Genomic DNA, 22,280 nt, shown 5'->3' with positions numbered 1-22,280 from the left:
TTAAAAATAATATAAATCAACCCCTGATTGGCTTACTTTTAATGTCTCTTCAAAGATCTATTTCACTTGTTCCTGTTTTAAAAATGACGTGGCTTTTTTGCGGATTTCCGAGGGACTTGCATCCAGGTACATCCTGCAAAAATGGTATAAGGCTTTATGTGAAGTAAATCGGAATTCTTCGATAATATCTGCGAAATCAATTCTTATATCTTGTAAATAGGCTTCCACCTCTTTTGCCCTTTGGGTTTGTAACCACTTATAGGCAGATTCTCCGAATGTGGTTTTAAACTTTCGTTTAAAAGTGGATAAACTGCAACCCGTTTCTTTGGCAAAGTCGGGGATATTATTCACTTTATGATAGTTTTGAATAACCAAAGACCTGAAATTTTCATTTTTCCCCATAATGGGATAGAAAATTTGATAGATATCCTCTTTTGAATAATATTGAATGAATATAGAGATTAAAACTTTTCTGGAAGATTCATTCACTAATTGACAGGATGCGTCTGTGTCCAAAGAATAACGGATGTATTCGAGGAACTTTAACATATGAGACTCTATCTGAAAAGGCTGGAACTTATAATCAAAATGATTATTTTGATTTACTGAAGCCAGGTTAATTTGTTTGCAATATATTTCAAGACCGGTGAACCGATGAATAAGAATTTCACACTCTTCGTTTCCGGTTTGGAAAGTAACGGAATATCCCTTGGGGATTAATTGTAAACTTCCTTTTTCGAAAACAAGGGTCGGGTGGGTACTTAGTGAAAGAGAAACACTTCCGGACAATATAAAAAAGAGTGAATGTGTGTTCTGATCACCTTTACGGAGAATCGTTTGATTGGCCGGAATTTTATATAATTCAAATCCATTAACGATTTGAGAATTGTAATATGAACAATCCTTTTGATTACATAGGTTTGTATTCATAACCGATTTTGCACCTTTTGATTTATACAAAAGTATCAGCTTTGAATGTTTTAAATGTATGAAAAGAGGTCAAATGATCTCATAATAAGCTCAATGTGATAAATGGAATAAAAAGTTATTTTTATGTTGCTTATTATTAATTAGTTATATTTAAATAAATTCTATACTTTAACTTTCTCCGGAGCTCTTTTTGAACCCGAAGCAAGTAAAAACATAGAAACGAATAGTTTCGGTTATTTTAATTACCAGGTAAGAATTTCAACTCCTGTTTCTGTTATTAAAATCGTATTTTCCCATTGAGCTGACGGTAAGCCGTCTTCCGTCAAAGCTGTCCATCCGTTGTCCTCGTCGATAAAGATTTCGTAGGAGCCCATATTGATCATCGGTTCGATGGTAAATATCATTCCGGGAACTAATACCATTCCAGTCCCGGCTTTGCCCACGTGTTCCACTTCCGGTTTTTCATGAAACTGTAAGCCTACTCCATGTCCGCAAAAATCTCGAACTACGGAATAACCGTTGGTTTCGGCATGCGTCTGTATGGCAGCACCTATATCTCCTAAAAATCCCCAGGGTTTGGCAGCGGCGATGCCTATTTCCAGACACTCTTTGGTTACCTCTACCAATCTTTGTAATTTCTTATCGACTTTCCCGATCATGAACATGCGGGAGGCATCCGAAAAATAACCGTTTAAAATGGTAGAGACATCCACGTTAATAATATCTCCCTCTTGCAAGATGATATCTTTATCGGGAATTCCGTGGCATACTTCATCATTAATGGAGGTGCAGACACTTTTGGGGAATCCTTCGTAATTCAAAGGTGCCGGAATAGCTCCATGAGCGACTGTAAAATCATACACCATAGAGTTTATCTCTTCCGTGGAAATACCTGCCCGGATATGTTGTGACACATGATCCAATACCGCCGTATTTATTTGGGCACTCTCTTTTATACCTTGAATTTGTTCCGCGTTTTTTATGATTTTTCGGGGAGGAACAGTACAACCCAAACGTCTGTATACCTGTAGCTTTTCTTCGAACGAAAGACTTTTGAAATCTTTCATAGGTTGTGAACCGTTGCTTTTTTTGAATAGCATGTTTGCAATGTTTTAATAATTGTCCCGGAGAAAAAAAGACTCTGGAGGCAAAGATGAAATTTCTTAAAAGTTTGTCGCTAAGGTACGGATTTTTGTTAGAGATTATTCCGTGTCAAATGGTAAAATAGAATAAAAAGATGCCCGGAAAATTTTTCCGGACATCTACCGTCGTGTGTGTTGATTATGTGTGAAGTGTTATTCTGAAATCATTACAACCAAGTATTTTGTTTGCTTCCAGAAAGCGTTTTCGTCGTTGATATTTAATTTTTGCATTCCGTTTTCATCGGCTTCTAAAGTATAAGATTTGTCCGGATGAGTGGATAATATTTTTGCTTTTTTAGAGTTCAAAGCAATTGATTTCGTTTCGCGAATGTCGATGTTCTCGAATCGTGCGTTCTGGGCCTGAGTGGAGACGATCGGCGGACAGAAGATCCCCTGGCGTGAAATAACGTTAGCGGCTTTCAAATTCTTTCTGCTTCCGATCAGATAATGTCCCGTGTGAATATCGGCATCTTGTTTTGAAATGGTTTCCTTCTGAGAGGTTGACTCTTCCTGTAAATTGGAAACATTTTGGTTTAACTCTGCAATTTGTTGGTTTTTAATGCCTAATTCTTTTTCTTTCTCTGCTAACAGCTGAGTCATTTCCTGTACTTTAGCCTTACTTTGATCCAACTCTTCGTTTAAGCCGGCAATCAATTTCTTGAATTGGGCCGATTGATTTTTGTTTTGTTTTTCCAATTTGGCAATCTGATCCTTATAGGTGCTGATTGCTCCGGAAAGAGCATTGATGTCGTCTTTCAATTTGGCAATTTGCTCTTTTGTCGTGTTTGTCTTTTGGTCTTTAGCCGATTCCAAGGCTAAAAGATGTTCTGCTTCGCGAATGGATTGCATTCCCGCCGTGATCTCGTTCAGACCGGAGAGTACACTCTCCATCTCTGCATTCTGATTTGCGTTCACTGTGTTTAATGAGTCGTATTTGGCGACTAGAGTTTTGTATTTTTGTGAGCTCTCAACACAACTGCCGAGGAATAACAGAGAGAATATTCCGATTGATAAAAAAATCTTTTTCATGATTGTTAATTTTTAAGTTTACATTTTTTCGTGCTGCTTTTCTTAGCACAAGGGGTGTGCCAAAATAATGTGTTTTTATTATCGTGTTGATATATAGGTGTTTGATTGTTTTTGTGTTTGGGCGGAGAGATTTGAAAGTGAGGAATACCCGTTCCACACTGTGGAATTTCTCTACATATCGATTGGGGAGTGGAGAACGAAAGATAAAATTCGGATAAAAGCGGAATATGCTGTTAAAGTCATCTTTTTTTTATAAATTTGAAAAGTTGAACTAATACAAGAGAATTATGAAGAGATCATTTCTTTTTTTGGCAGAAGGTTTTGAGGAGATGGAAGCTATTGCGATTGTCGACGTGTTGCGTCGCGGTGGTGTCGATATAAAGACCGTGTCCCTCTCGGATAAATTGAGCGTGACAGGTGCTCACGGCGTGTCGGTGGAAGCGGATACCGTATTGCATCAAGTGACGAAAGAAGATGCGGCATGCCTGATTTTTCCCGGAGGCCTTCCCGGGGCGCAAAATTTATCGGATTCCCCTCAATTGATTCGATTGTTGCAAGATCATTTTGACCGGGGAGGACGTGTTGCGGCTATCTGTGCAGCGCCGGCTTTGGTTTTGAGTAAGCTGAAAACCGATAGAAAATATAGGATGACGACCTATCCGGGATTCGAAAAATACCTGGTCAATGTGGATGTTGTTGCGGACGGGGTTGTCGTTGACGGACGTATCGTAACAGGTAAAGGACCGGCTTTTGCCTTGGATTTCGGGTTGACGGTGTTACGGGAATTGGAGTCTCAAAAGGCTGCCGACGAAGTAGCTCAGGGTATGTTAAGATAAATTTTTAGGTTTAACGATAGCGGATAAGGTTGCAGGGCGATGGTTAACGTCCTGCGCTTTCCTTGTCCGGTATTTTAGGTGTAAAACAATGGAACAGATTCGACAAAAAGCAGTAGATATGTTGGGACGTTGTCCTGTGGTAATGTTAGCCTCGGTAGACGAGGAGGGATATCCCCGTCCCGTGGTAATGGCTAAACTGAAGGCGGAAAATATGAATGTGATCTGGATGGCCACGGGAACAAACTCAGAAAAAACCGGGCATTTCCGGAATAATCCGAAAGCCGGAGTATGTTATACGGAAAACGGTGATATGGTCGCTTTGACGGGGCGAGTGGAGGTAATATCGGATTTGGAGGTAAGACGAGCCCTCTGGCAGGATTGGATGTTGGAACATTTTCCCGGAGGAGTGGAGGACCCGGAATATTGTGTCTTAAAATTTACGGCGGAGAAGGCTACTTATTATATTGCGAACGAGTTTGTGAAAGAGAAATTATAATCGGCTTTGTTACGGTCTCTTTTTATTGGTATGAGAAGCTTTCTTTTGTTTTTGTTATTATTATCCGTAGGCGTTCAAAAAGGGGTGTGCGTGAAGAACGATAATTTGACGGACACGTTGAAAAGGGATGTCGTGTCGGTCGATCGAACCGTTTTGTCAGAAGAAAAACTGTACCGGATAGGTAGTCTTTATAATAGTAAAAGGTATATCGGAGAAAAGGGTGAGATTGATTCATTGGCCGACCAGCATCTGATCACGGAAGAGGAGAGACAATTGAGATTGATTGCCTTGGGACGGGAGATGGAGACTTGTCGGACTTTATTAAAAAAATATTCTTCTTTTTGGGCTTCTCGGGAGAGAAAAGAGCTAAACGATACGGAGCAAGAGGTGTATGGTTTGCTCGTGGAAGGGGATATTGAGAATGCTCTTCGTGTTTACGAAAAAGAGCCGGTCATACGAGAAATCGGGGAGGCAAGAAAAAAAATTGCACTTTCGGAAGCGAAGATATTACGCCGCTATGCGGTACTCTGTCTTTTTACGGGAGAGAAAATATATAGAGATAAGGCTTTAACGATCTATCGAACCTTGGCTTCTTCCGATAAAAAAAATTACGGGAATGCTTTTCAATATGCCTATGCTCTGGCAGAACAAAAAAAACTTGAAAGAGCTTCGGTGGAAGCCAAACGTGCGTTGAAATTAGCCCGAACACCTGCCGAAAGGACTAAAGTATATGCTTTACAGATGGCTTTGAATGAGGGCACCGGAAGAAAAAAGGAGGCAGATGTTCTTCGGAAAAAATGGATGAGGGATTTGCATCGTGTCCAGAATGATACGGAGAAATCGTCGATGTTGGTCGACCTTGTTGATATCCATATGTTCTTGGGAGATAGGGAGAATGACGGAAGAGTACAATTGTATCGGGAGGAGATCGGGATCGCTGAGGGGTTGCCGGAATTTACTTCCGGATGTTATAGAGCCGAATTGGCGAATTTGTATGAAATGTTGATTCCTTTTTTGATTCGGGAAGGAGCTTATGAGGAGATGAACTCCTGTGTGGATAAGGTAATTAACATTCGGGGAAAGATAGCCGAAGAAAATGAATCCGGATACGTGACTTTACGAAATTCGATGAGGAATTGTATCCGGTGGTACTCTTTATCCCGTCAATGGGATAAAGCTTTGATCTTATTTCAACAATGGGAAATTATGACCCGGAAGCTTTACGAGAACGATCCTTCCGGGTATTCCGTTTTTTACACGGAGAGTCTTTGTTTTGTAGGTAAGTTATACGAAGGGAAAAACGATTGGCTCAAGTCGGATGAATATTTCCGGAAGGTCGGAGAGGTTATGAAAAAATTATCGGTAAGCGATAAAGAAAAATATTTTGGGGTGTTTGTAGCGTGTGAACGGGATTTTGCACTTTTTTCATATAAAGAAAAAGACGTGGAAAGTATGCAGGAGGTTATGCCTGAACTCCTGCAACATGGAAAGCAGTTGTATGAATCTGATCTGTTGAATAATACTTCTCTTCTCTCCGATGTTTGTTTTTTAGGAGCGGAGGTGGCTGCGGCAGGGGGAAATGCGGAAAATGCCCTCCTTTATTATAAAGAGGCGGGAGATATGTATTTGCTTCAAGGAGATGACTCCTCGTTAAAAGTAGAGGACTATATGCGGATACTTTCTCGCTTGGGAGGGATATATATGTATAAAAAAGAGTGGAAAACAGCGAAAGATTGCTTGCAAACGGCTTTAGATGGAAAGGTTTTGAAAAGAAAAGATACTCCCGGAGACGAATCCGTCTATGCCGAAATATGGACAAACCTGGCAACGGTTAATTTGGAAATGAACGATAAGGAGGGAGCCGAAGAATGTTATAGAGAAGCACTACAAATTTACGATCGTTTGTTTCAGTCGGATTCCATTGGTTATGCATCTTATAAAATCACCGTTTTATTGAATTTAGGTTCGGTCTCTTTCTTGGATCGTCGTTTGACAGAATCGGCTTCTTATCTTCAGGAAGCACGGCGTTTGGCGTCGGAGTATAGCCTTATTCGTTCTTCTATTTATACTCCCTATCAGATCGTCTCGGATATTTATTGGGGAATCTATCAAATCAAAACGGGGAAGGAACGGGAAGGAAAATCTCAGTTGTCGCTTGCTTTACGTGAGGCTCAGTATTACTCGGATAATCCTTTGATTGTTTATGTTATGAATCTTTACCGGGCAGGTAAGGTATTGGAAAAATAGTTGTATATATCACCCAAACCGACATCGGCCCTTTTTGTAATTTCCCGCGTAGAGGTTTTCAGATAGCCTTTCCGCAGAAATAGCTTTTGGGTAACACTTGGGGACGGGGTTAAAGTGCTATCAAGTAGCCATAAAACATCCCATTTACCGAATTCCAATCTTTATAATGTTAATTGCAAATTAAAAACTTCCATTCCCGATCTACAATCGTCAAAAAAGAGAATCGTTTTCGTGATTCTCTTTTTGTACTTTACCTGCAAGAGAATTTTTGTCTTCTCTTGTTTGATTACCAACGTTTAATAGTTTTTTTAAATTTGGGAATCCATATGTTTAGCACATGATTATGTTTTATCGTTTTGCTTACTATAAGAACGATTCTTTATTTAAATATCTCATTGTTTATATATCGTCTGGAATTCTTCTATCGGAGTTACCATGCTGATATTTAAAAACTTTATATTTTTAACTTCAAGCATATCCCATGATTTATCCCACTAATTTGCTACGTGCTTTTGCTGTAGTTTGCTCATGGAGAATACTGAGGGCAAAGGTAGTTGTTTTTTAGGATCTTACAAAAGGTAGAAGTTTATTATATATTTTTTTTAGCCATATTCTAATTTTCTTCCTGATAATAAACCTTGTAGAATTTACCTTTTTTATCCTCACCTTGTTCTATAAGCTCTCGGTCTCCATGAATATAAATATGAAAATTCTTATCCAGTTTTATAACGCTTTTCAGCGAACGGGTTTGTTTCTTGACAGCGCTTTCCGAGATTGCGAAATTATCAGCAATCTCCACATCATAATTCTGTTGAAACGACGATTTGAACTGGTTAAAACTGTTAATAATATCAGGTTGACCGATTACCTCATTTGCAAATTCTGTCATATTGAAGCTTTTGTTCTCTTTAAAGAATTTTACCGATTTATTTAGCAAATCCACTTGGTCGGCTTTGGAAACTTCAAAATGCTGTGGCAATTCATTTTTTACAAAGTTTTTGCAAAGTGATAGAATGTTTTGTGTGTTATGGTATTCATCTTTTCGCTGGCGAATATGCAAGAAATCATCCATCCAATACTGCGCTTCCGCTCCTTTATTTGTGTTATCAACTACAGCTACAATATATCCGTTTTCACGTTCGGTATTAAATATCAAGCAACCTTTGTCTAACTTATTGATGTTGATGCCTTGTTCGCTATCTACGTCAAAATCGTCTCCTGATGGGAAAACTTTTAAGAAGGTGTCTTTATTTTCGGATTTGAATAATCCAACAGCATCAACCGTTTCGCCATCTATGATACAATCGTTGAAATAAACTGTATAAAATTCGCCAGCCTTTACTTTTGGGTGAAAACTTTGTTCATACAAGTGTTTGGCGAGATTTATAGATTGTTTATGTAGATATTCCACATTATCAAAAATTTCACTAACACAAGCAAAAACCTCATTCATGTTTAGGTTAATATCATGACAAAATGTATAATACTCTTGCTTTTGAATAAATGGTTTGATAAAATAATTTATCAATACATTCTTTGTTTTTTCGTCTAATCCTAAGACCGAATGAGAGCATTTAATATGTTCATCATTATTTTTATTGCCAACAAGATGGATTGCAACACTTTGAATACTTGTTTCGTAAAACTGTATCATCTTTAATTCACTATTTTATTCCAAATACATGGAAAGTTAAAACATACAAAAGCAATTGCGATATAACACGCTATTATAATCAAATATATAATTATGCTCCCTCTTGCCCTTTTATTGAGCGTTTTTGACTTATGAGTTTCAAAATCTTTCTGGGACATATATTCTCTACTGACATTTTTCCAATAATCAAATTCTTTGCTACTCCTTCGGATATCATAAAAGTCAGCAATCATCTGAAAAATTGCCGATATAATAAAATATCCTCCAAATGCGATAAACACATATTGGATTAGTTTATTTTCAAAAAGTTTTAATATTTCTGTTGCTTTGGAAAAGAGTGTAATACCGACTAAGATAAACGCTGCAAGTACATCCCGAAGTAAATTGCTCAATAAGGAGCGAACTTTATTAGAATATAGGTCTGAAAGACTTTTTAAATCTTTCAAAAGATCTTTCAGTTCTTTTTGGTAAGAATCTTTTCTTTCATATACAATATATGAATAGCGCTCCTTCGCTTGTTGCAGACTATTTTCAAGCACATGTGGCAATCCAACAAGAAGAGGCTTTGATAAATCAATATCAAGTGTTATTCTTTCAAGTAATAATTTCAATCGTAAATCTCGTCTCTCTTTTTCTCCATAAATCCAATGAACCGCATCCATTAATTCATTATTAAACTTCAAATTGATAGGAATATTCTCAGTCCCACATAAGACCATATCTAACCGTCTAACACCTCTAAGAATTACCTTATCATCCTTTTGAACTTCATTAACTAAACAGCAAAGAAGAATTTTTGCGGAATTTTTTAGAAAATCATTTGGTATTGATTTTTCTGGTTCGCTGAATGTAATTAAATGTTTTTCTAGATGAATACAAAACGGCTTCTCAGAAATCACATGAACAATATCTAATATATCCCTGTTTGTAGGAAATTTTGTATTAGATACAGCAAATGTTGAATCAAGATTATTTTGATTGCAAATAAGAATATTGGGACCTCCCCAAAAGCATTTTATGTCCTTAACAACTATTTTTATGGGACTGTATGTATTGAACGGATGAGCTTCTTCAAACGGGTTTGCTTTTGAACTCCATTTTGAAAACTCTTCTTGCGAATAAAAAAAGTTTAAATGAAATCCTCCTTCTTGTTCTTTTCTGATTAAAACCTCTTTGTTGATGTTTATCCGCCATGAATCATTATTTTGCAAGTCATTGATAAAGTCATTGGCAGAATAGCTATTTGACCCAATAAAAAAGGTAAGAGCAGATTGAATGTTACTTGTTGTGAAAATATTGTTCAACTCATTAAATGAGGATTTATTTTCATTGCCATATTCTCCTGAAATAGTGAGATAGCCCCAGTTCTCAGTCCATATTGGTTGAAAACTGTTTTTTATCTTATCCAGTATATCGAATATTCCAGTAAGCATCATTGTATTTCTTGAATGTCGCTTGTTTCAATTACAATACAATATATACCATTGTTATTAGGTTCATTTGGAATGGTTATGTTGTGGTCTTGTGGCTCTCCCGTCCATTCGATTTTAACGCCTTCGGCTGTTTGCCGTACATTCTTTTTTGTTTTCTTCGTAAGTGCGTTGCGATTAACGTCAAAAGACTGACCTGCAAGTCCTTTTTCTGTTAAAAAATCATGTAAGGAGGCTTCTAAGCGACTTCTTCGGTTGCTATCATCATCCCTTACAACGAACTTAATGAAAGCATCTGTTTCAAATGTATCAATATTCCATAAATGTTCAATAGCCCGATTTTTATATTGAGATGGTTCTTGTTCAGGGTCTAATAAATTTCTATTTTCACTTGCCCACTTAAGAACAAAAGAAACTGCATTTGAAGTAAGCTGACTTTCTGTTTCTCTTGGATTCACAGATAAAAAATTCCGAAAATAGTCGGTAATAGAAGATGGTTTGCTTCTATCATAGACTAAAACATCCCATACTACATTTGCGCTGATATCGATTAAAGCCACCTTTTGAATGGCGCTTTTGTCTTCAACAAATGTATTTTGTATTTCTTTCAAAAGTGCTTTATTCCCCTTCAATTTGTATTCATATACTTTCTTATGGTCGAGTTTTACCATAAATAAAAGTTTTCTTTTTTTGATAGATGCCAAAGCAATAACAAATACTCCGTCATTTGTATTACTTGTATGTGAAGTTTTAAACCTGTCGGTTAAATCTTTTGATGCTTTGATAAAATTAGCATCGGGCGCTTTTATGATGGTTTGAGCCAGTTTACGAACTGCAACATCTTCACTTGTGAATATATATTGCCTTCCTTGTGCTGAATCGGCTAATCGGTCTTTAAAGAACTTTGTTTGCTCTTTCGTAATTTCCAATTCATCCAAAAAATAGGGTTGTACATCATCTTTCAAAATGATATGGAATATTAATTTTTCTATTACAATAGCTTCTTTGTCTGCTACTGATAAAACACTTTCTTTAGGCATAGAATTATGTTTTAGAATTTGTCTTTCATTATTTTGTACTCACAAACAGTTCTCTTACATCCACTCTCTACGCTTTCGCTGTGGCAAACAGTGTTTTAAGCGACGGTTTTGATCCGTTTGTACCCTAACGAGAAACTGTTGCTTCATTTCTTTTTAATGCTTCAGCAAGCTATTTGCTCGTGCGCTTCCTCTCCACAAGTACAACTTTAATCTATTCAGCTCCATTCATCAAATCGTTGAGGTAATTTGCAAATGTAATAATTAGAATTTAACTAATCAATAGAATTGTTATTTAGTTTTCTCTAAACGACTTCAGGAGCACTATTATGCGGATGGTAGAAGTTATTCTCACCGTCTTCCGCTCCTCTAAAAGGCTGCGAAACCATGAACTGGAAATAACTTTGGAACTGAACAGACTATTGCCTGAATCCCCGTTTTGGTTTCTTCTTTCTCTTGGATTTTAGCGGTTGTTGCTCGTCCACCGGATTGACATCCGCCGCCGAAGGAAGGATTGAAAATGCAGAGGATAATCCAAATTCAGTCGGATTGGAATTTTGCTTATTTGCAATATTCCTTTCAGTCAAATCTGCTTGCTTATATGCATACCTGCCTATTTTTACATCTTCCGTCTCTTTTTTCTTTTCGCCAGTAAAATATTGTTCCTGTAATTCAAGTTGTTTGGAGATAGAACCGTTCATCATTGTATTATGTAAATCAAACGTTTCAGTTAGTTGGCGGGAATAATTGAATAGATTGTCAAAGCCTTTTTCTACTTGTTGGAATAGATTTACACGATCAAATCCTCCTTTGACTGTCCCTGCTTTAGTACTCTTATGATTCGTAAGCGGTGACAGTTTCTTTTTGTTGGCTTGGTCTTTCCGGCTGACTATCAAATGGCAGTGCATATTTAGTTTATTGCCGGAACGGTTACGGTCAAAATGGATTTTGCCATAAAATTTTATATCCGCTTCGGATAGTCCTTTGTTGAAGTTTATTGCATATTCAGGGAAACCGTTTCTCGGATATATTGCTTCATTATTTCGCTTGTTCCTGTTCGGTGTTATCCATTATTCGAAGCTCTTTTTCCGAAGGTCGACGTGGGAATGTCACTTAATATCATTGGGATTTATAACTTTAAACCATTCACATACTAGTTCCGTTTCATGAGTGAGTTTCTTTCCAATTTTTTCTAATAATCCGGAATAATATTTTGTATGTATTTTTAACCAGTTCTCTAAATTACCGTCTCCTTCTTCTATGGCAAATGTTTCTGTTATATTTTGGAATTGTATAATTTTAATTTTTTCTATTCTTATAATACATATTTCGTTTCCGAGTGAATCTAGGACGGAGGCGTAGTCATTTACTTTCGATATCTTTTTCAGATTTAGACAATAGTGATAATATAGGGATGAAGTTGCGGTCTTTATTCCGAGCAATACTTTTTGAGCTAATTCATCCGTTTGATCTCCGAATTGAATTTTATGTTTTATTTCCATGATATGATTTTTAGGTTTGATTAAATAGAACGGATGGTTTTGTTACCCTTAAATAACATTTGTATAATAAAAAAAGAGAATCACTTTTGTGACTCTCTTTGCTGTGGTGCCACCAGGAATCGAACCGGGGACACAAGGATTTTCAGTCCTTTGCTCTACCGACTGAGCTATGGCACCATCATTGACGGGTGCAAAAGTAATGGAAATTCGGGAATCTGCAAGTGTTTTCGTGGAAAAAAAGGAAAAAGCAGAAAAAATATTTTTTTTATAAGACAACAAAATATAATATTCTTTTTGATTATTAATAAATTAGTTATATTTGTCCCGATAGAAGAAAATAGTTTTGTATCGTTGAAACCAAAGATATATCTCTACGTAACCTTCTACATGTATTATTAATTTTAATTTTTTTATTGTGAATATTTTTGTTGCAAAGCTAAGTTCCACTACCACCGGAGAGGACTTGCAGGCTCTATTTTCAGAGCACGGAACCGTTTCTTCTGCCAAAGTAATTACGGATCGAGAAACTGGAAATTCTAAATGTTTTGGATTTGTTGAAATGGAGGATGAGACGGAAGGTTTCAACGCTATCAATGCCCTCAATGAAACAGAATTTAAAGGAAGAAAAATTGTTGTAAAAAAAGCCAGACCTAAAGAAGAGGGAGGCGATTCTAGAGGCCAGAGATATCACAGAGAAAGAAGATTTAATTCAGAAGATTGATGAATGAAGCGCTGTTCGACCTGAACAGCGCTTTTTTTACGCGTGTTTTTTATACTTTACTTTCAGGTAGGCATACAAGACCTTGTGCATCAGGTCTGCCTCCTTTAGTTCTTCGTCGGAAAGATTCGGAGCTATTTCAATGGCGTTGGAAACATCGTTTAACTGTTCGTCTTTGTCGATTCGTTCCCCGAAATGCTGTTCTATGTAGAACAGGTCGGAGAGCTGCATGCGGGCAATGGACTCCAGCGCCAGGTTTCTGGCCGTTAAAAGATTATCTTTCCTGTATTTTTTCAAGAAAAGTTCGATCAAACTATCGGTGAAATAGTCGGCAAAATAGTGTAAAAGGATAACGCGTTTTTTGACGCTTTCGTAAATATCCTCCGGCAAACCGCTGATGCCTTCACTCATCCCTAAATAGGCTAACTCGGCCATCTCGATGCTCTCGTCTTCTTCCTCGTCCAGTTCGAGTAAAAGCGTTTTGTACAACATATCTGCAAATGCTTCCTGACGGGCGATCTTCTGGCTTTCATGGTAGTAATTCAGTCTGTCCGGAATGCTTCTTTTTAATAATGCGGACAAAGCTTTCCGGTTGCCGTTTTTACTGTGTTGCTCTATTTCGTGTAAAATCTCTTTTAGATCGGACATGTCGATTTAATTTATTTTTCTGTTGTATTGAAATTGGTCCATCCCTGTGCCTTTAATTCGAATTCGTTCCCGTCCCGGGTGACAAGGGTATAACCCTCTTCGGCTTTACAGGTGTGCCCGATAATACTGATATCTTCGAGAGTAGTTAATATATCCAGGTATTCCAACGGTGCGGTAAATAACAGTTCATAGTCTTCTCCTCCGGAGAGAGCACAGACGGTGGCATTCATATTTAACTCTTCCGCCATTTTATAAGTCTGGTAGTCGATGGGAATTTTCTCTTCGTAAATCCGGCAACCGATACCCGAATCGTGGCAGATATGTAATATCTCGGACGAGAGTCCGTCGGAAACATCCATCATGGCAGTAGGCCTGATTTTCTTTTCTTGTAGCAGGCGAATGATATCTCCTCTGCCTTCCGGCTTCAATTGTCTTTCCAGTATGTATTCATAACCGGTAAAGTCGGGTTGTGCTTCCGGGTTTCCGGTGTATACGGTTTTTTCCCGCTCCAATAACTGGAGTCCCATGTAAGCTGCTCCCAGATCGCCGCTGACACAGATCAGGTTGTTTGCTTTAGCCGTGTTCCGGTAAACGATATCGTCTTCTTCCGCCTCTCCGATAACGGTGATACTGATACACATACCTGTTTTGGAGGAGGTGGTATCTCCACCTACCAAATCTATTCCGTAATGTTCACAGGCTAAATATATACCGGCGTATAGCTCTTCGACTGCTTCCAGGGGAAAACGATTGGAAAGAGCTAAAGAGACGGTGATTTGCCGGGGTGTACCGTTCATGGCGAATATATCGCTGGCGTTTGTGGCTACCGATTTGTACCCCAGATGTTTGAGCGGGGTATAGGTGAGGTCGAAATGTACGCCCTCGATCAGCATGTCTGTACTGACGAGGATTTTTTTGTCTTTATAATCCAGAACGGCAGCATCGTCGCCCACTCCTTTTAGGGTAGATGGATTTTTTAATTTTATATCTTTTGTCAAGTGTCGGATCAACCCGAATTCCCCTAAAGTGGAGAGTTGGGTTAGTGGCTTTTTCTCGCTCATGTTATAATTTTTATTTCAACAAAAGTAGTTTAAAATGATGAACGACGCAATAAACAAAAGAGTCGATTTTGAACCATAACGTACATTTATCACGTAATAGATATTATCTACTCCGATCCGGTTGGGCGGGTGAGATTTTTTTGTACTTTTGCACGGATTGGTGAAGTGGATGATTTTCAATTCCCAATTCTTATTTTTTCAATTATGTAAAGTTATGGCTAAAGAACAAGACGAGATATTGAATGAAGTAACCGAGGGTGAATATAAATATGGTTTTGTTTCTGATGTAGAGACCGAAATGATCGGGAAAGGGTTGAACGAGGAGGTCATTCGGTTGATATCGGAAAAGAAAGGGGAGCCTGACTGGTTGCTTGAATTCCGATTAAAGGCTTACCGTCATTGGTTGACAATGAAAATGCCTACCTGGGCAAAATTAAATATACCTTCTATTAATTATCAGGATATTGTTTATTATGCGGCTCCTAAAAAAGAGGAGAAGAAATCATGGGATGACGTGGATCCGGAGTTGAAAGCTACTTTTGATAAGTTAGGAATTCCTTTGGACGAACAGAAAACACTTTCGGGGGTAGCGGTGGATGCCGTTATGGATAGTGTTTCCGTCAAAACGACGTTTAAGGAAGCATTGGCCGAACGGGGAGTGATCTTCAGTTCGTTTTCCGAAGCGGTGAAAGATCATCCGGATTTGATTAAGCGTTATTTGGGGTCGGTGGTACCTTACAATGATAATTTCTTTGCGGCTTTGAATTCGGCAGTATTTAGCGACGGGTCGTTTGTCTATATCCCTAAAGGAGTACGTTGTCCGATGGAATTATCCACCTATTTCCGGATCAACGCGGCAAAAACCGGACAATTCGAACGGACGCTGATTGTGGCGGAAGAGGAGAGTTACGTGAGTTATTTAGAAGGATGTACGGCGCCACAACGGGATGAAAACCAGTTGCATGCCGCTATTGTCGAGATCGTTGTGGAGAAGAATGCGGAGGTGAAATACAGTACGGTTCAAAATTGGTATCCGGGTGATAAGAACGGGAAGGGCGGAATTTATAATTTCGTGACAAAACGGGGAATTTGTAAGGGAGACAACTCCAAGTTGATCTGGGCGCAGGTGGAAACCGGATCGGCTATTACCTGGAAATATCCGAGTACCATACTGAAGGGGGACGGTTCCGTGAGTGAATTTTATTCCGTGGCCGTGACCAATAATTATCAACAGGCAGATACCGGAACTAAAATGATCCATATCGGAAATAATACCCGTAGCCGTATCGTGTCGAAGGGAATATCCGCGGGGTATAGTTCTAATTCTTACCGGGGGAAGGTGAAGGTTGTGAAGAGTTGCCAGAATGCCCGTAACTTTTCTCAATGTGATTCCTTGTTGTTGGGTGACAAGTGCGGAGCGCATACCTTCCCGTACTTGGAAGTTGCTAATCCGACGGCACAGGTGGAACATGAAGCGACTACCTCCAAAATCGGTGAAGATCAGATATTTTACTGTAATCAACGCGGAATATCTACTGAAGATGCGATAGGATTGATTATTAAAGGATACGCGGGGGATGTCATCAACAAGATGCCTATGGAGTTTGCGGTAGAAGCTCAAAAGTTGTTGCAGATCAGTTTAGCCGGTAGTGTCGGATAAAAATAAAATGATTGAATGATGAAGTGATGGGAGATCGAACGATTAAAAATCGGAAATCACAGAATCAATAAAAATCTAAGATTATGGAAGAATTATTAAAGATAAGAGATTTACATGCCGTTATAGACGGAAAAGAGATATTGAAGGGAATCAATCTGGACGTGAAGGCGGGAGAGGTTCATGCTATCATGGGGCCTAATGGAGCCGGTAAAAGTACTTTGTCTGCCGTGTTGACCGGGCGGGAGTGTTTTGAGGTTACCAAAGGAGAGGTTTGGTTCAACGGGAAAAATTTGTTGGAGTTGCCGGCAGAAGACCGGGCTCGTGAAGGTATATTTTTAAGTTTTCAATATCCGGTGGAGATTCCGGGCGTGAGTACGGTGAATTTTTTAAAAACAGCCGTGAACGAGCATCGTAAATACAAAGGACTTCCGCCGTATCCTGCCGGGGATTTTTTGAAGATGATTCGGGAGAAGATGGCATTGGTGGGGATTGATAGTAAATTATTGAACCGTTCCCTGAATGAAGGTTTTTCGGGAGGGGAGAAGAAAAAGAACGAGATCTTTCAAATGGCCGTTTTGGAACCTAAGCTGGCTATTTTGGATGAGACGGATTCCGGGTTGGATATCGATGCCTTGAGAATTGTAGCCAACGGAGTGAATAAATTGAAACGACCGGATAATTCGACTATTGTGATTACACATTATCAACGTTTATTGGATTATATCATACCGGATGTAGTGCACGTGTTGTATGACGGACGTATCGTGAAGACGGCCGGAAAGGAATTGGTTACGGAGTTGGAGAAACACGGTTACGATTGGATTAAGAAAGAGATTGAAGAGTCTAAATAGATGAGGCATAAAGTCATTCCGGAAGGGAAAACTAAAATAAATGCAAATTACTGGGAATGGAAAAAATAGAGAAAATAAATACTGATTTTAAGACTCTTTTTCGAGAGGGACAGGATTTGTTGAGAGAGGGGTGCGGGGAGATTATAAATCGATACCGGGAAGAGGCTTTTCGTCATTTTGAAACCGTCGGAGGGATTCCATATAAGACAGAAGATTACCTTTACTCGAACTTGCTTCCTGTTTTTGACCGGGATTATAAAGTCGTATTGAAAAATATAAAGCAGGGTGTAGATGTCGGAGAGATTTTTCAATGTAATGTTCCGGATCTGGATACGAACCTGATATTGACGATAAATGGCTGGTTCTTCGATGGCAACAATAAGCCGGATTTACCGGAAGGGGTTGTCGTTTGCAGTCTGGCGGAAGCGAGTCGGAAGTATAAAGAGTTGTTTGAAACCCATTATAATCAATACACGAAGCCGGGTGAAAATGATGGTTTGATTTCGCTGAACACGGCTTTTGCTCAGGACGGAATATTTGTCTATGTTCCGGATCGGGTAATAATGGATAAGCCTTTACAGGTGGTTAATTTGATGCGGGCGAACGCGGATTTGATGTCGTTTCAGCGTAATTTGGTGATTGTCGGTAAAGAGGCTAAGGCAACGATTTTGGTTTGCGATCATACTTTGTCGGATGATACTTTTCTTTCCAATAGTACGACTGAGGTCATGGTGGGAGAAAATGCCACTTTCGAGTACTATCACGTGCAGAATCAGCATATAGAAGCTTCTCAGATCAATAGTGTTTTTGTTACGCAAAAGCGTAATTCTCGCTATGATGCAAATGTTATATCTTTATACGGAGGGTTTATCCGGAATAATTTGTTTGCGGCTTTAACCGAAGAGGGGTGCGAATGTAATTTATACGGGATGTATCTCTCGGATAAAAAGCAGCACGTGGATAATTTTACCTCGATAGATCATATAGCTCCTCATTGTACGAGTAATGAGCATTTTAAAGGCGTATTGGATGACGCCGCCGTGGCTAATTTTGCCGGAAGAATTACGGTTCGTCCCGATGCACAGCAAACGGAAGCTTACCAGGCTAATAATAATTTGTTGCTGACGGATACGGCACAAGTGAATACAAAGCCTCAATTGGTGATCGATGCGGACGACGTAAAATGTAGCCACGGGGCTACGGTAGGACAAATCGACGAAGAGGCTATGTTCTACTTGCGTTCCCGGGGAATCGGCGCTGCCGAAGCGAGATTGATGATGATGTTTGGTTTTGCCCATGAGATTGTAAGAAGGGTGAAGCTGGAACCTTTACGGGAGAAGATTGACGAATTGGTAGAAAAAAGGTTGAGAGGGGAGTTGACTAAATGCCACAACTGTGTGATGCATTGTAAAAAATAGAGGGATTATGTTGGATGTCTGTAAAATAAGAAAAGACTTTCCCATACTCGAAGAGAAAGTGTACGGTAAACCTTTGGTTTACTTGGATAACGGTGCGACTTCGCAGCGGCCTCGTGGCGTTGTGGAAAAAATGACCGAATACTATCTTCGTTATAATTCGAACGTGCACCGGGGGGTACATTTTTTAAGTAATAAATGTACGGATGCGAATGAGGAAGCGCGGGAGATTATTCGGGAGTTTATCCATGCGGCTTTTGTAGAAGAGGTGATTTTTACCCGGGGAACAACGGAAAGCATTAATCTGGTGGCCCATTCTTTTGGAGAAGCTTTTATTCATGAAGGGGACGAGATCTTGATTACGGAAATGGAACATCATGCTAATATCGTGCCTTGGCAGATGTTATGTGAACGGAAAAAGGCCGTGTTAAAAGTCGTTCCGTTTAAAGATAACGGAGAGCTGGATATGCAGGCTTTTTCTGCTCTATTGAGTGAGCGGGTGAAGTTGGTAGCGGTAGCTTATGTTTCAAACGTGTTGGGTACGATAAACCCGGTAAGACAAATAATAGAAGCGGCTCATGCTTTCGGTGCTTACGTGTTGATCGATGGGGCTCAGGCTGTTCAGCATATTCCGGTTGATGTGCAGGCCTTGGATTGTGATTTTTTCGTATTTTCCGGTCATAAGATATACGGGCCGACCGGTGTCGGTGTTTTGTACGGGAAAAAGAGTCTGTTGGAAGCGTTGCCTCCTTGGCAAGGGGGAGGAGAGATGATCAAGGAGGTTCGTTTTGAAAAAACAACTTACAATGAACTTCCTTTTAAATTTGAGGCGGGGACTCCTGATTTTATAGGAATAATAGGATTAGGAGAAGCAATTAAATACGTGAATTCCGTAGGCTTGTCCCAAATCGCTCCTTATGAGCACGGGTTGTTGCAATATACCATGGAGCGTATGCGGGAAATTCCGAATATTAAATTATACGGGGAGGCACCTGAAAAATCTTCCGTTGTTTCTTTCGGTATTGACGGAATACATCATTTTGATATGGGTACCTTGTTAGACAAAATGGGAATTGCCGTGCGGACGGGCCAACTATGTGCCGAACCGGTGATGCAGCATTATGGAGTGACCGGAATGGTAAGAGCTTCTATCGGAATGTATAATACGCGAGAAGAGATCGATGGGTTGTGTGAGGGAGTGAAAAAGGTGGAAAAGCTTTTCCGTATGTAGTATGTTTCCCGTTTTTTTATAATTTTGTGATATAAACAGGAAACAGGTAAATAACAGGATTAAAATGACAATAGCAGAGATAGAGCATCAGATCGTAGAAGAGTTTTCCATGTACGATGATTGGATGGATAAATATGCCTATCTGATTGAGATCGGTACGGGAATGGAACCTATGGATGAGACTTATAAAACGGATGATAACCTGATTAAGGGATGTCAATCCAGAGTATGGTTTCACGCGGAGATGAAGGGCGATAAGCTTTACTTTATGGCTGATAGCGATGCGATCATAACCAAAGGGATTGCAGGTTTGTTGATACGGGTTTTTTCCGGGCAATATCCGAAAGATATTGTCGATGCAGACTTGAGTTTTATTGACCAGATCGGTTTGACGCAACATCTTTCACCGACCCGCTCGAATGGATTATTGTCTATGATCAAACAAATAAAATATTATGCTTTAGCTTATTCGAAAGCATAAAAAATCGGGGATTATGGGAAAAAGTTTAATGGAAGATTTGGTGATAGAAAAATTAATGACCGTTTATGATCCGGAAGTTCCGGTAAATATTTGGGAGTTGGGTTTGGTATACGGCATAGAGTTCCCGAAAAAAGATGAAGTGATCGTAACAATGACCTTAACGGCCCCGGGATGTCCTATTGCCGACCAGATCGTTCAGGAGGTGCATGATGTCGTGATGACGATTGATGGCATAGAGGAAGCTACTGTTAATTTGGTTTTCGATCCGCCTTGGGGGCCGGAGAGAATGAGTGAGGTGGCTAAGTTAGAGTTGGGATTTGGAATTTGATTTACTCGGAAGATATGGAAAGAGGGTGGTTAAACACTCTCTTTGTTTTTAATAAATGATAATATGGTTTTATCTTCTTCGACATTGGAGGAATACGCGAAAGAGATCGGCTTTGATGCCTGCGGTGTAGCTCTGGCAGAGTCTTTGCCGCGGGAGAAAGAACGTTTGCTCGGGTGGCTTGAAGAAGGAAAGAATGCCGGAATGTCCTATATGGAAAATAATATTGAAAAAAGAGGTGATCCGGGATTGTTGATTGAAGGAGCCCGTTCGGTTATTGTCACCCTGACGAACTATTATCCATTCCATCGACAGGCAGAGGGAACTCCGACGATTGCCCGTTATGCTTATGGGAAGGACTATCATCTTGTTCTGAAGGAACGATTGCATAGGTTGTTTGCTTTATTAAAAGAGAAGGCGAGTGCTTCCGTGCACGGACGTGTGTTTGTTGATTCTGCTCCGGTATTTGAGCATGAATGGGCCAGAAGGGCCGGGTTGGGTTGGATCGGTAGGAATACCTTGCTTATTCACCGAAAATGGGGCTCTTTTTGTTTTATCGGGGTAATTATTTCGAATTTGGAGTTTGATACTTATTCTCCCTCTTTCGAGGGTAGTTTTTGTGGAAACTGTAATCGTTGCGTGGAAGCTTGCCCGACGGGAGCATTAACGGCCTATTCCTTGGATGCGCGACGGTGTATTTCTTATCATACAATAGAGAACAAGGGAGAAATCCCGGATTTTGTTCGGCAGAAAATGGGTACGCGTATATTCGGGTGTGATATTTGTCAGGAGGTTTGTCCCTGGAATCAGAAAAGAGTATTTAATGAGGTAGTTGAGTTTCAACCCGGAAAAGAGATCATGGAATGGACAAAGGAGCAGTGGCTTCAATTAGATGAAAAAACATTTGAAATGTGCTTTAAAGATAGTCCTTTGGCCCGTGCCGGATTAAACAAACTACAGAATAACCTTGATGATAAATCTTGTGGATTAGGTGATCCTCTGATTGGAGAATGATGGAATTTGTAATTTCGGATTTAAAAATGACGAAATCGCTTTTTTCACTATACTTGTTAGTACTTGAGGTTTACTTCGGACGAGTACAAAATGCTATAATTTATAATTACCGACTTTGACAAGGAATAAGCTATTGATAAATAGAAAGGTAGATATCAGGTTGATTTTTTTCGAAAAAATGAGGTAAAAAAATTGGAAAAGAAGAAGATGAAATTATATCTTTGTCGCCGTTTTTCAGAGGAAAAACGTTAACACCGGGTGAAGAGGGATGTAACGAGGGAGTTGGAAAAAAGTTTAAAAAAAAAGGTGGAAAAATTTGGAGGGAAGTATAAAAAGGTGTTATCTTTGCGTCCGCTTTCGCCCCGAAAAAAGGGGGGGAGCATCAAAAAGAGATAGACGAGTTCTTAAAAATATTGAAGTGACAAAGAAGCGAGCGTTGCCCCTGGCGTCGAGAGACGTCGCGGGGCACGAATTAAATCGAGACCGGGACAGAAGACAAAGTAAAATTTTTTTATCATGAAGAGTTTGATCCTGGCTCAGGATGAACGCTAGCGACAGGCTTAACACATGCAA

21 protein-coding genes, 1 tRNA gene and 1 pseudogene are annotated in these 22,280 nt (G+C 39.4%); 11 read left to right on the top strand and 12 right to left on the bottom strand.

Translation table 11 applies throughout. From position 1 onward, the window contains the following. Window positions 1-57: 57 nt before the first annotated feature. From QZR76_RS01165 to QZR76_RS01155, 3 genes are all read right to left on the bottom strand, one after another. A complete protein-coding gene (locus QZR76_RS01165) occupies window positions 58-930 on the bottom strand; it encodes an AraC family transcriptional regulator (protein WP_294139643.1) in 873 nt (290 codons plus the stop codon). A gap of 242 nt (window positions 931-1,172) precedes the next feature. After that, the gene (gene map / locus QZR76_RS01160) at window positions 1,173-2,030 is read right to left on the bottom strand and encodes a type I methionyl aminopeptidase (RefSeq protein WP_294139641.1); all 858 of its coding nucleotides are present in this window, start codon (window positions 2,028-2,030) and stop codon (window positions 1,173-1,175) included. A gap of 195 nt (window positions 2,031-2,225) precedes the next feature. Further along, window positions 2,226-3,101, bottom strand: coding sequence for a hypothetical protein (locus QZR76_RS01155; RefSeq protein ID WP_294139640.1), 876 nt, complete (start codon window positions 3,099-3,101; stop codon window positions 2,226-2,228). Between the two features lie 287 nt (window positions 3,102-3,388). On the opposite strand from QZR76_RS01155, the gene QZR76_RS01150 reads away from it, so the two are divergent. From QZR76_RS01150 to QZR76_RS01140, 3 genes are all read left to right on the top strand, one after another. Then, window positions 3,389-3,937: a DJ-1 family glyoxalase III gene (locus tag QZR76_RS01150; RefSeq protein ID WP_294139638.1), complete on the top strand. Its 549-nt coding sequence runs from the start codon at window positions 3,389-3,391 to the stop codon at window positions 3,935-3,937. An 88-nt stretch (window positions 3,938-4,025) separates the two neighbouring features. Continuing rightward, on the top strand, window positions 4,026-4,433 hold the full coding sequence (locus QZR76_RS01145) for a pyridoxamine 5'-phosphate oxidase family protein (protein ID WP_294139637.1): 408 nt from the start codon (window positions 4,026-4,028) through the stop codon (window positions 4,431-4,433). 90 nt (window positions 4,434-4,523) lie between these two features. After that, on the top strand, window positions 4,524-6,680 hold the full coding sequence (locus QZR76_RS01140; protein WP_294139635.1) for a tetratricopeptide repeat protein: 2,157 nt from the start codon (window positions 4,524-4,526) through the stop codon (window positions 6,678-6,680). Here the strand turns inward: QZR76_RS01140 and QZR76_RS01135 are convergent. The 7 genes and pseudogenes from QZR76_RS01135 to QZR76_RS01105 all read right to left on the bottom strand — a co-directional run bounded on the left by QZR76_RS01135 (window position 6,650) and on the right by QZR76_RS01105 (window position 12,480). Beyond that, window positions 6,650-6,838 (bottom strand): TetR/AcrR family transcriptional regulator, encoded by a 189-nt coding sequence (locus QZR76_RS01135; protein ID WP_294139634.1) that lies wholly within the window; start codon window positions 6,836-6,838, stop codon window positions 6,650-6,652. The two genes, QZR76_RS01140 and QZR76_RS01135, sit on opposite strands and share 31 nt — an antisense overlap. 455 nt (window positions 6,839-7,293) lie before the next feature. Beyond that, window positions 7,294-8,334 (bottom strand): nucleoid-associated protein, encoded by a 1,041-nt coding sequence (locus QZR76_RS01130; RefSeq protein WP_294139632.1) that lies wholly within the window; start codon window positions 8,332-8,334, stop codon window positions 7,294-7,296. A gap of 2 nt (window positions 8,335-8,336) precedes the next feature. Beyond that, complete coding sequence (locus tag QZR76_RS01125; RefSeq protein ID WP_294139631.1) at window positions 8,337-9,770, bottom strand: hypothetical protein; 1,434 nt, start codon at window positions 9,768-9,770, stop codon at window positions 8,337-8,339. Continuing rightward, on the bottom strand, window positions 9,767-10,804 hold the full coding sequence (locus QZR76_RS01120; protein ID WP_294139630.1) for a nucleoid-associated protein: 1,038 nt from the start codon (window positions 10,802-10,804) through the stop codon (window positions 9,767-9,769). The genes QZR76_RS01125 and QZR76_RS01120 overlap by 4 nt, the downstream gene beginning before the upstream one ends. Window positions 10,805-11,220: 416 nt before the next feature. Beyond that, a pseudogene (locus QZR76_RS01115) lies at window positions 11,221-11,896 on the bottom strand (DUF5712 family protein); the annotation flags it as partial. Between the two features lie 14 nt (window positions 11,897-11,910). After that, window positions 11,911-12,303 (bottom strand): ASCH domain-containing protein, encoded by a 393-nt coding sequence (locus QZR76_RS01110; protein ID WP_294139629.1) that lies wholly within the window; start codon window positions 12,301-12,303, stop codon window positions 11,911-11,913. A 104-nt stretch (window positions 12,304-12,407) separates the two neighbouring features. Further along, a tRNA-Phe gene (locus tag QZR76_RS01105) sits at window positions 12,408-12,480 on the bottom strand. A 238-nt stretch (window positions 12,481-12,718) separates the two neighbouring features. On the opposite strand from QZR76_RS01105, the gene QZR76_RS01100 reads away from it, so the two are divergent. Next, entirely contained in the window at window positions 12,719-13,024 is a 306-nt protein-coding gene (locus QZR76_RS01100) for an RNA-binding protein (RefSeq protein ID WP_041502244.1), read from the top strand. 36 nt (window positions 13,025-13,060) lie between these two features. Here QZR76_RS01100 and QZR76_RS01095 read toward each other — a convergent pair whose 3' ends face one another. Together QZR76_RS01095 and thiL are read right to left on the bottom strand one after the other, a co-directional pair. Beyond that, complete coding sequence (locus tag QZR76_RS01095; protein ID WP_294139627.1) at window positions 13,061-13,669, bottom strand: hypothetical protein; 609 nt, start codon at window positions 13,667-13,669, stop codon at window positions 13,061-13,063. 11 nt (window positions 13,670-13,680) lie between these two features. Further along, window positions 13,681-14,730, bottom strand: a complete 1,050-nt coding sequence (gene thiL / locus QZR76_RS01090) for a thiamine-phosphate kinase (RefSeq protein WP_294139625.1) — start codon at window positions 14,728-14,730, stop codon at window positions 13,681-13,683. Between the two features lie 214 nt (window positions 14,731-14,944). Between thiL and sufB the strand changes: the two genes are divergently transcribed. The 7 genes from sufB to queG all read left to right on the top strand — a co-directional run bounded on the left by sufB (window position 14,945) and on the right by queG (window position 21,707). Beyond that, complete coding sequence (gene sufB / locus QZR76_RS01085) at window positions 14,945-16,390, top strand: Fe-S cluster assembly protein SufB (RefSeq protein WP_294139623.1); 1,446 nt, start codon at window positions 14,945-14,947, stop codon at window positions 16,388-16,390. 83 nt (window positions 16,391-16,473) lie between these two features. Then, window positions 16,474-17,241 carry a Fe-S cluster assembly ATPase SufC gene (gene sufC / locus QZR76_RS01080; protein ID WP_294139621.1) on the top strand — a complete coding sequence of 256 codons (768 nt, stop codon included), beginning with the start codon at window positions 16,474-16,476 and terminating at the stop codon, window positions 17,239-17,241. Between the two features lie 56 nt (window positions 17,242-17,297). Next, a complete protein-coding gene (sufD, locus tag QZR76_RS01075; protein WP_294139620.1) occupies window positions 17,298-18,659 on the top strand; it encodes a Fe-S cluster assembly protein SufD in 1,362 nt (453 codons plus the stop codon). Between the two features lie 7 nt (window positions 18,660-18,666). Beyond that, window positions 18,667-19,887 carry a cysteine desulfurase gene (locus QZR76_RS01070; protein WP_294139618.1) on the top strand — a complete coding sequence of 407 codons (1,221 nt, stop codon included), beginning with the start codon at window positions 18,667-18,669 and terminating at the stop codon, window positions 19,885-19,887. A 64-nt stretch (window positions 19,888-19,951) separates the two neighbouring features. After that, window positions 19,952-20,368 carry a SufE family protein gene (locus QZR76_RS01065; protein WP_294139616.1) on the top strand — a complete coding sequence of 139 codons (417 nt, stop codon included), beginning with the start codon at window positions 19,952-19,954 and terminating at the stop codon, window positions 20,366-20,368. 13 nt (window positions 20,369-20,381) lie between these two features. Then, the gene (locus tag QZR76_RS01060; RefSeq protein WP_294139615.1) at window positions 20,382-20,696 is read left to right on the top strand and encodes an iron-sulfur cluster assembly protein; all 315 of its coding nucleotides are present in this window, start codon (window positions 20,382-20,384) and stop codon (window positions 20,694-20,696) included. 63 nt (window positions 20,697-20,759) lie between these two features. Next, a complete protein-coding gene (queG, locus tag QZR76_RS01055) occupies window positions 20,760-21,707 on the top strand; it encodes a tRNA epoxyqueuosine(34) reductase QueG (protein ID WP_294139614.1) in 948 nt (315 codons plus the stop codon). The last annotated feature ends 573 nt before the right edge of the window (window positions 21,708-22,280 follow it).

Source organism: uncultured Sanguibacteroides sp. (assembly GCF_900543425.1).
In the GTDB taxonomy this organism is placed as follows: domain Bacteria; phylum Bacteroidota; class Bacteroidia; order Bacteroidales; family Marinifilaceae; genus Gabonibacter.
This window is presented reverse-complemented; position numbering and strand designations above follow the sequence as displayed.

Bases quoted from the DNA above. Each gene is read 5' to 3' on its own strand.
- QZR76_RS01165 (WP_294139643.1), bottom strand. From the start codon at position 930: ATGAATACAAACCTATGTAATCAAAAGGATTGTTCATATTACAATTCT.
- map (WP_294139641.1), bottom strand. From the start codon at position 2,030: ATGCTATTCAAAAAAAGCAACGGTTCACAACCTATGAAAGATTTCAAA.
- QZR76_RS01155 (WP_294139640.1), bottom strand. From the start codon at position 3,101: ATGAAAAAGATTTTTTTATCAATCGGAATATTCTCTCTGTTATTCCTC.
- QZR76_RS01150 (WP_294139638.1), top strand. From the start codon at position 3,389: ATGAAGAGATCATTTCTTTTTTTGGCAGAAGGTTTTGAGGAGATGGAA.
- QZR76_RS01145 (WP_294139637.1), top strand. From the start codon at position 4,026: ATGGAACAGATTCGACAAAAAGCAGTAGATATGTTGGGACGTTGTCCT.
- QZR76_RS01130 (WP_294139632.1), bottom strand. From the start codon at position 8,334: ATGATACAGTTTTACGAAACAAGTATTCAAAGTGTTGCAATCCATCTT.
- QZR76_RS01125 (WP_294139631.1), bottom strand. From the start codon at position 9,770: ATGATGCTTACTGGAATATTCGATATACTGGATAAGATAAAAAACAGT.
- QZR76_RS01120 (WP_294139630.1), bottom strand. From the start codon at position 10,804: ATGCCTAAAGAAAGTGTTTTATCAGTAGCAGACAAAGAAGCTATTGTA.
- QZR76_RS01110 (WP_294139629.1), bottom strand. From the start codon at position 12,303: ATGGAAATAAAACATAAAATTCAATTCGGAGATCAAACGGATGAATTA.
- QZR76_RS01095 (WP_294139627.1), bottom strand. From the start codon at position 13,669: ATGTCCGATCTAAAAGAGATTTTACACGAAATAGAGCAACACAGTAAA.
- thiL (WP_294139625.1), bottom strand. From the start codon at position 14,730: ATGAGCGAGAAAAAGCCACTAACCCAACTCTCCACTTTAGGGGAATTC.
- sufB (WP_294139623.1), top strand. From the start codon at position 14,945: ATGGCTAAAGAACAAGACGAGATATTGAATGAAGTAACCGAGGGTGAA.
- sufC (WP_294139621.1), top strand. From the start codon at position 16,474: ATGGAAGAATTATTAAAGATAAGAGATTTACATGCCGTTATAGACGGA.
- sufD (WP_294139620.1), top strand. From the start codon at position 17,298: ATGGAAAAAATAGAGAAAATAAATACTGATTTTAAGACTCTTTTTCGA.
- QZR76_RS01070 (WP_294139618.1), top strand. From the start codon at position 18,667: ATGTTGGATGTCTGTAAAATAAGAAAAGACTTTCCCATACTCGAAGAG.
- QZR76_RS01065 (WP_294139616.1), top strand. From the start codon at position 19,952: ATGACAATAGCAGAGATAGAGCATCAGATCGTAGAAGAGTTTTCCATG.
- QZR76_RS01060 (WP_294139615.1), top strand. From the start codon at position 20,382: ATGGGAAAAAGTTTAATGGAAGATTTGGTGATAGAAAAATTAATGACC.
- queG (WP_294139614.1), top strand. From the start codon at position 20,760: ATGGTTTTATCTTCTTCGACATTGGAGGAATACGCGAAAGAGATCGGC.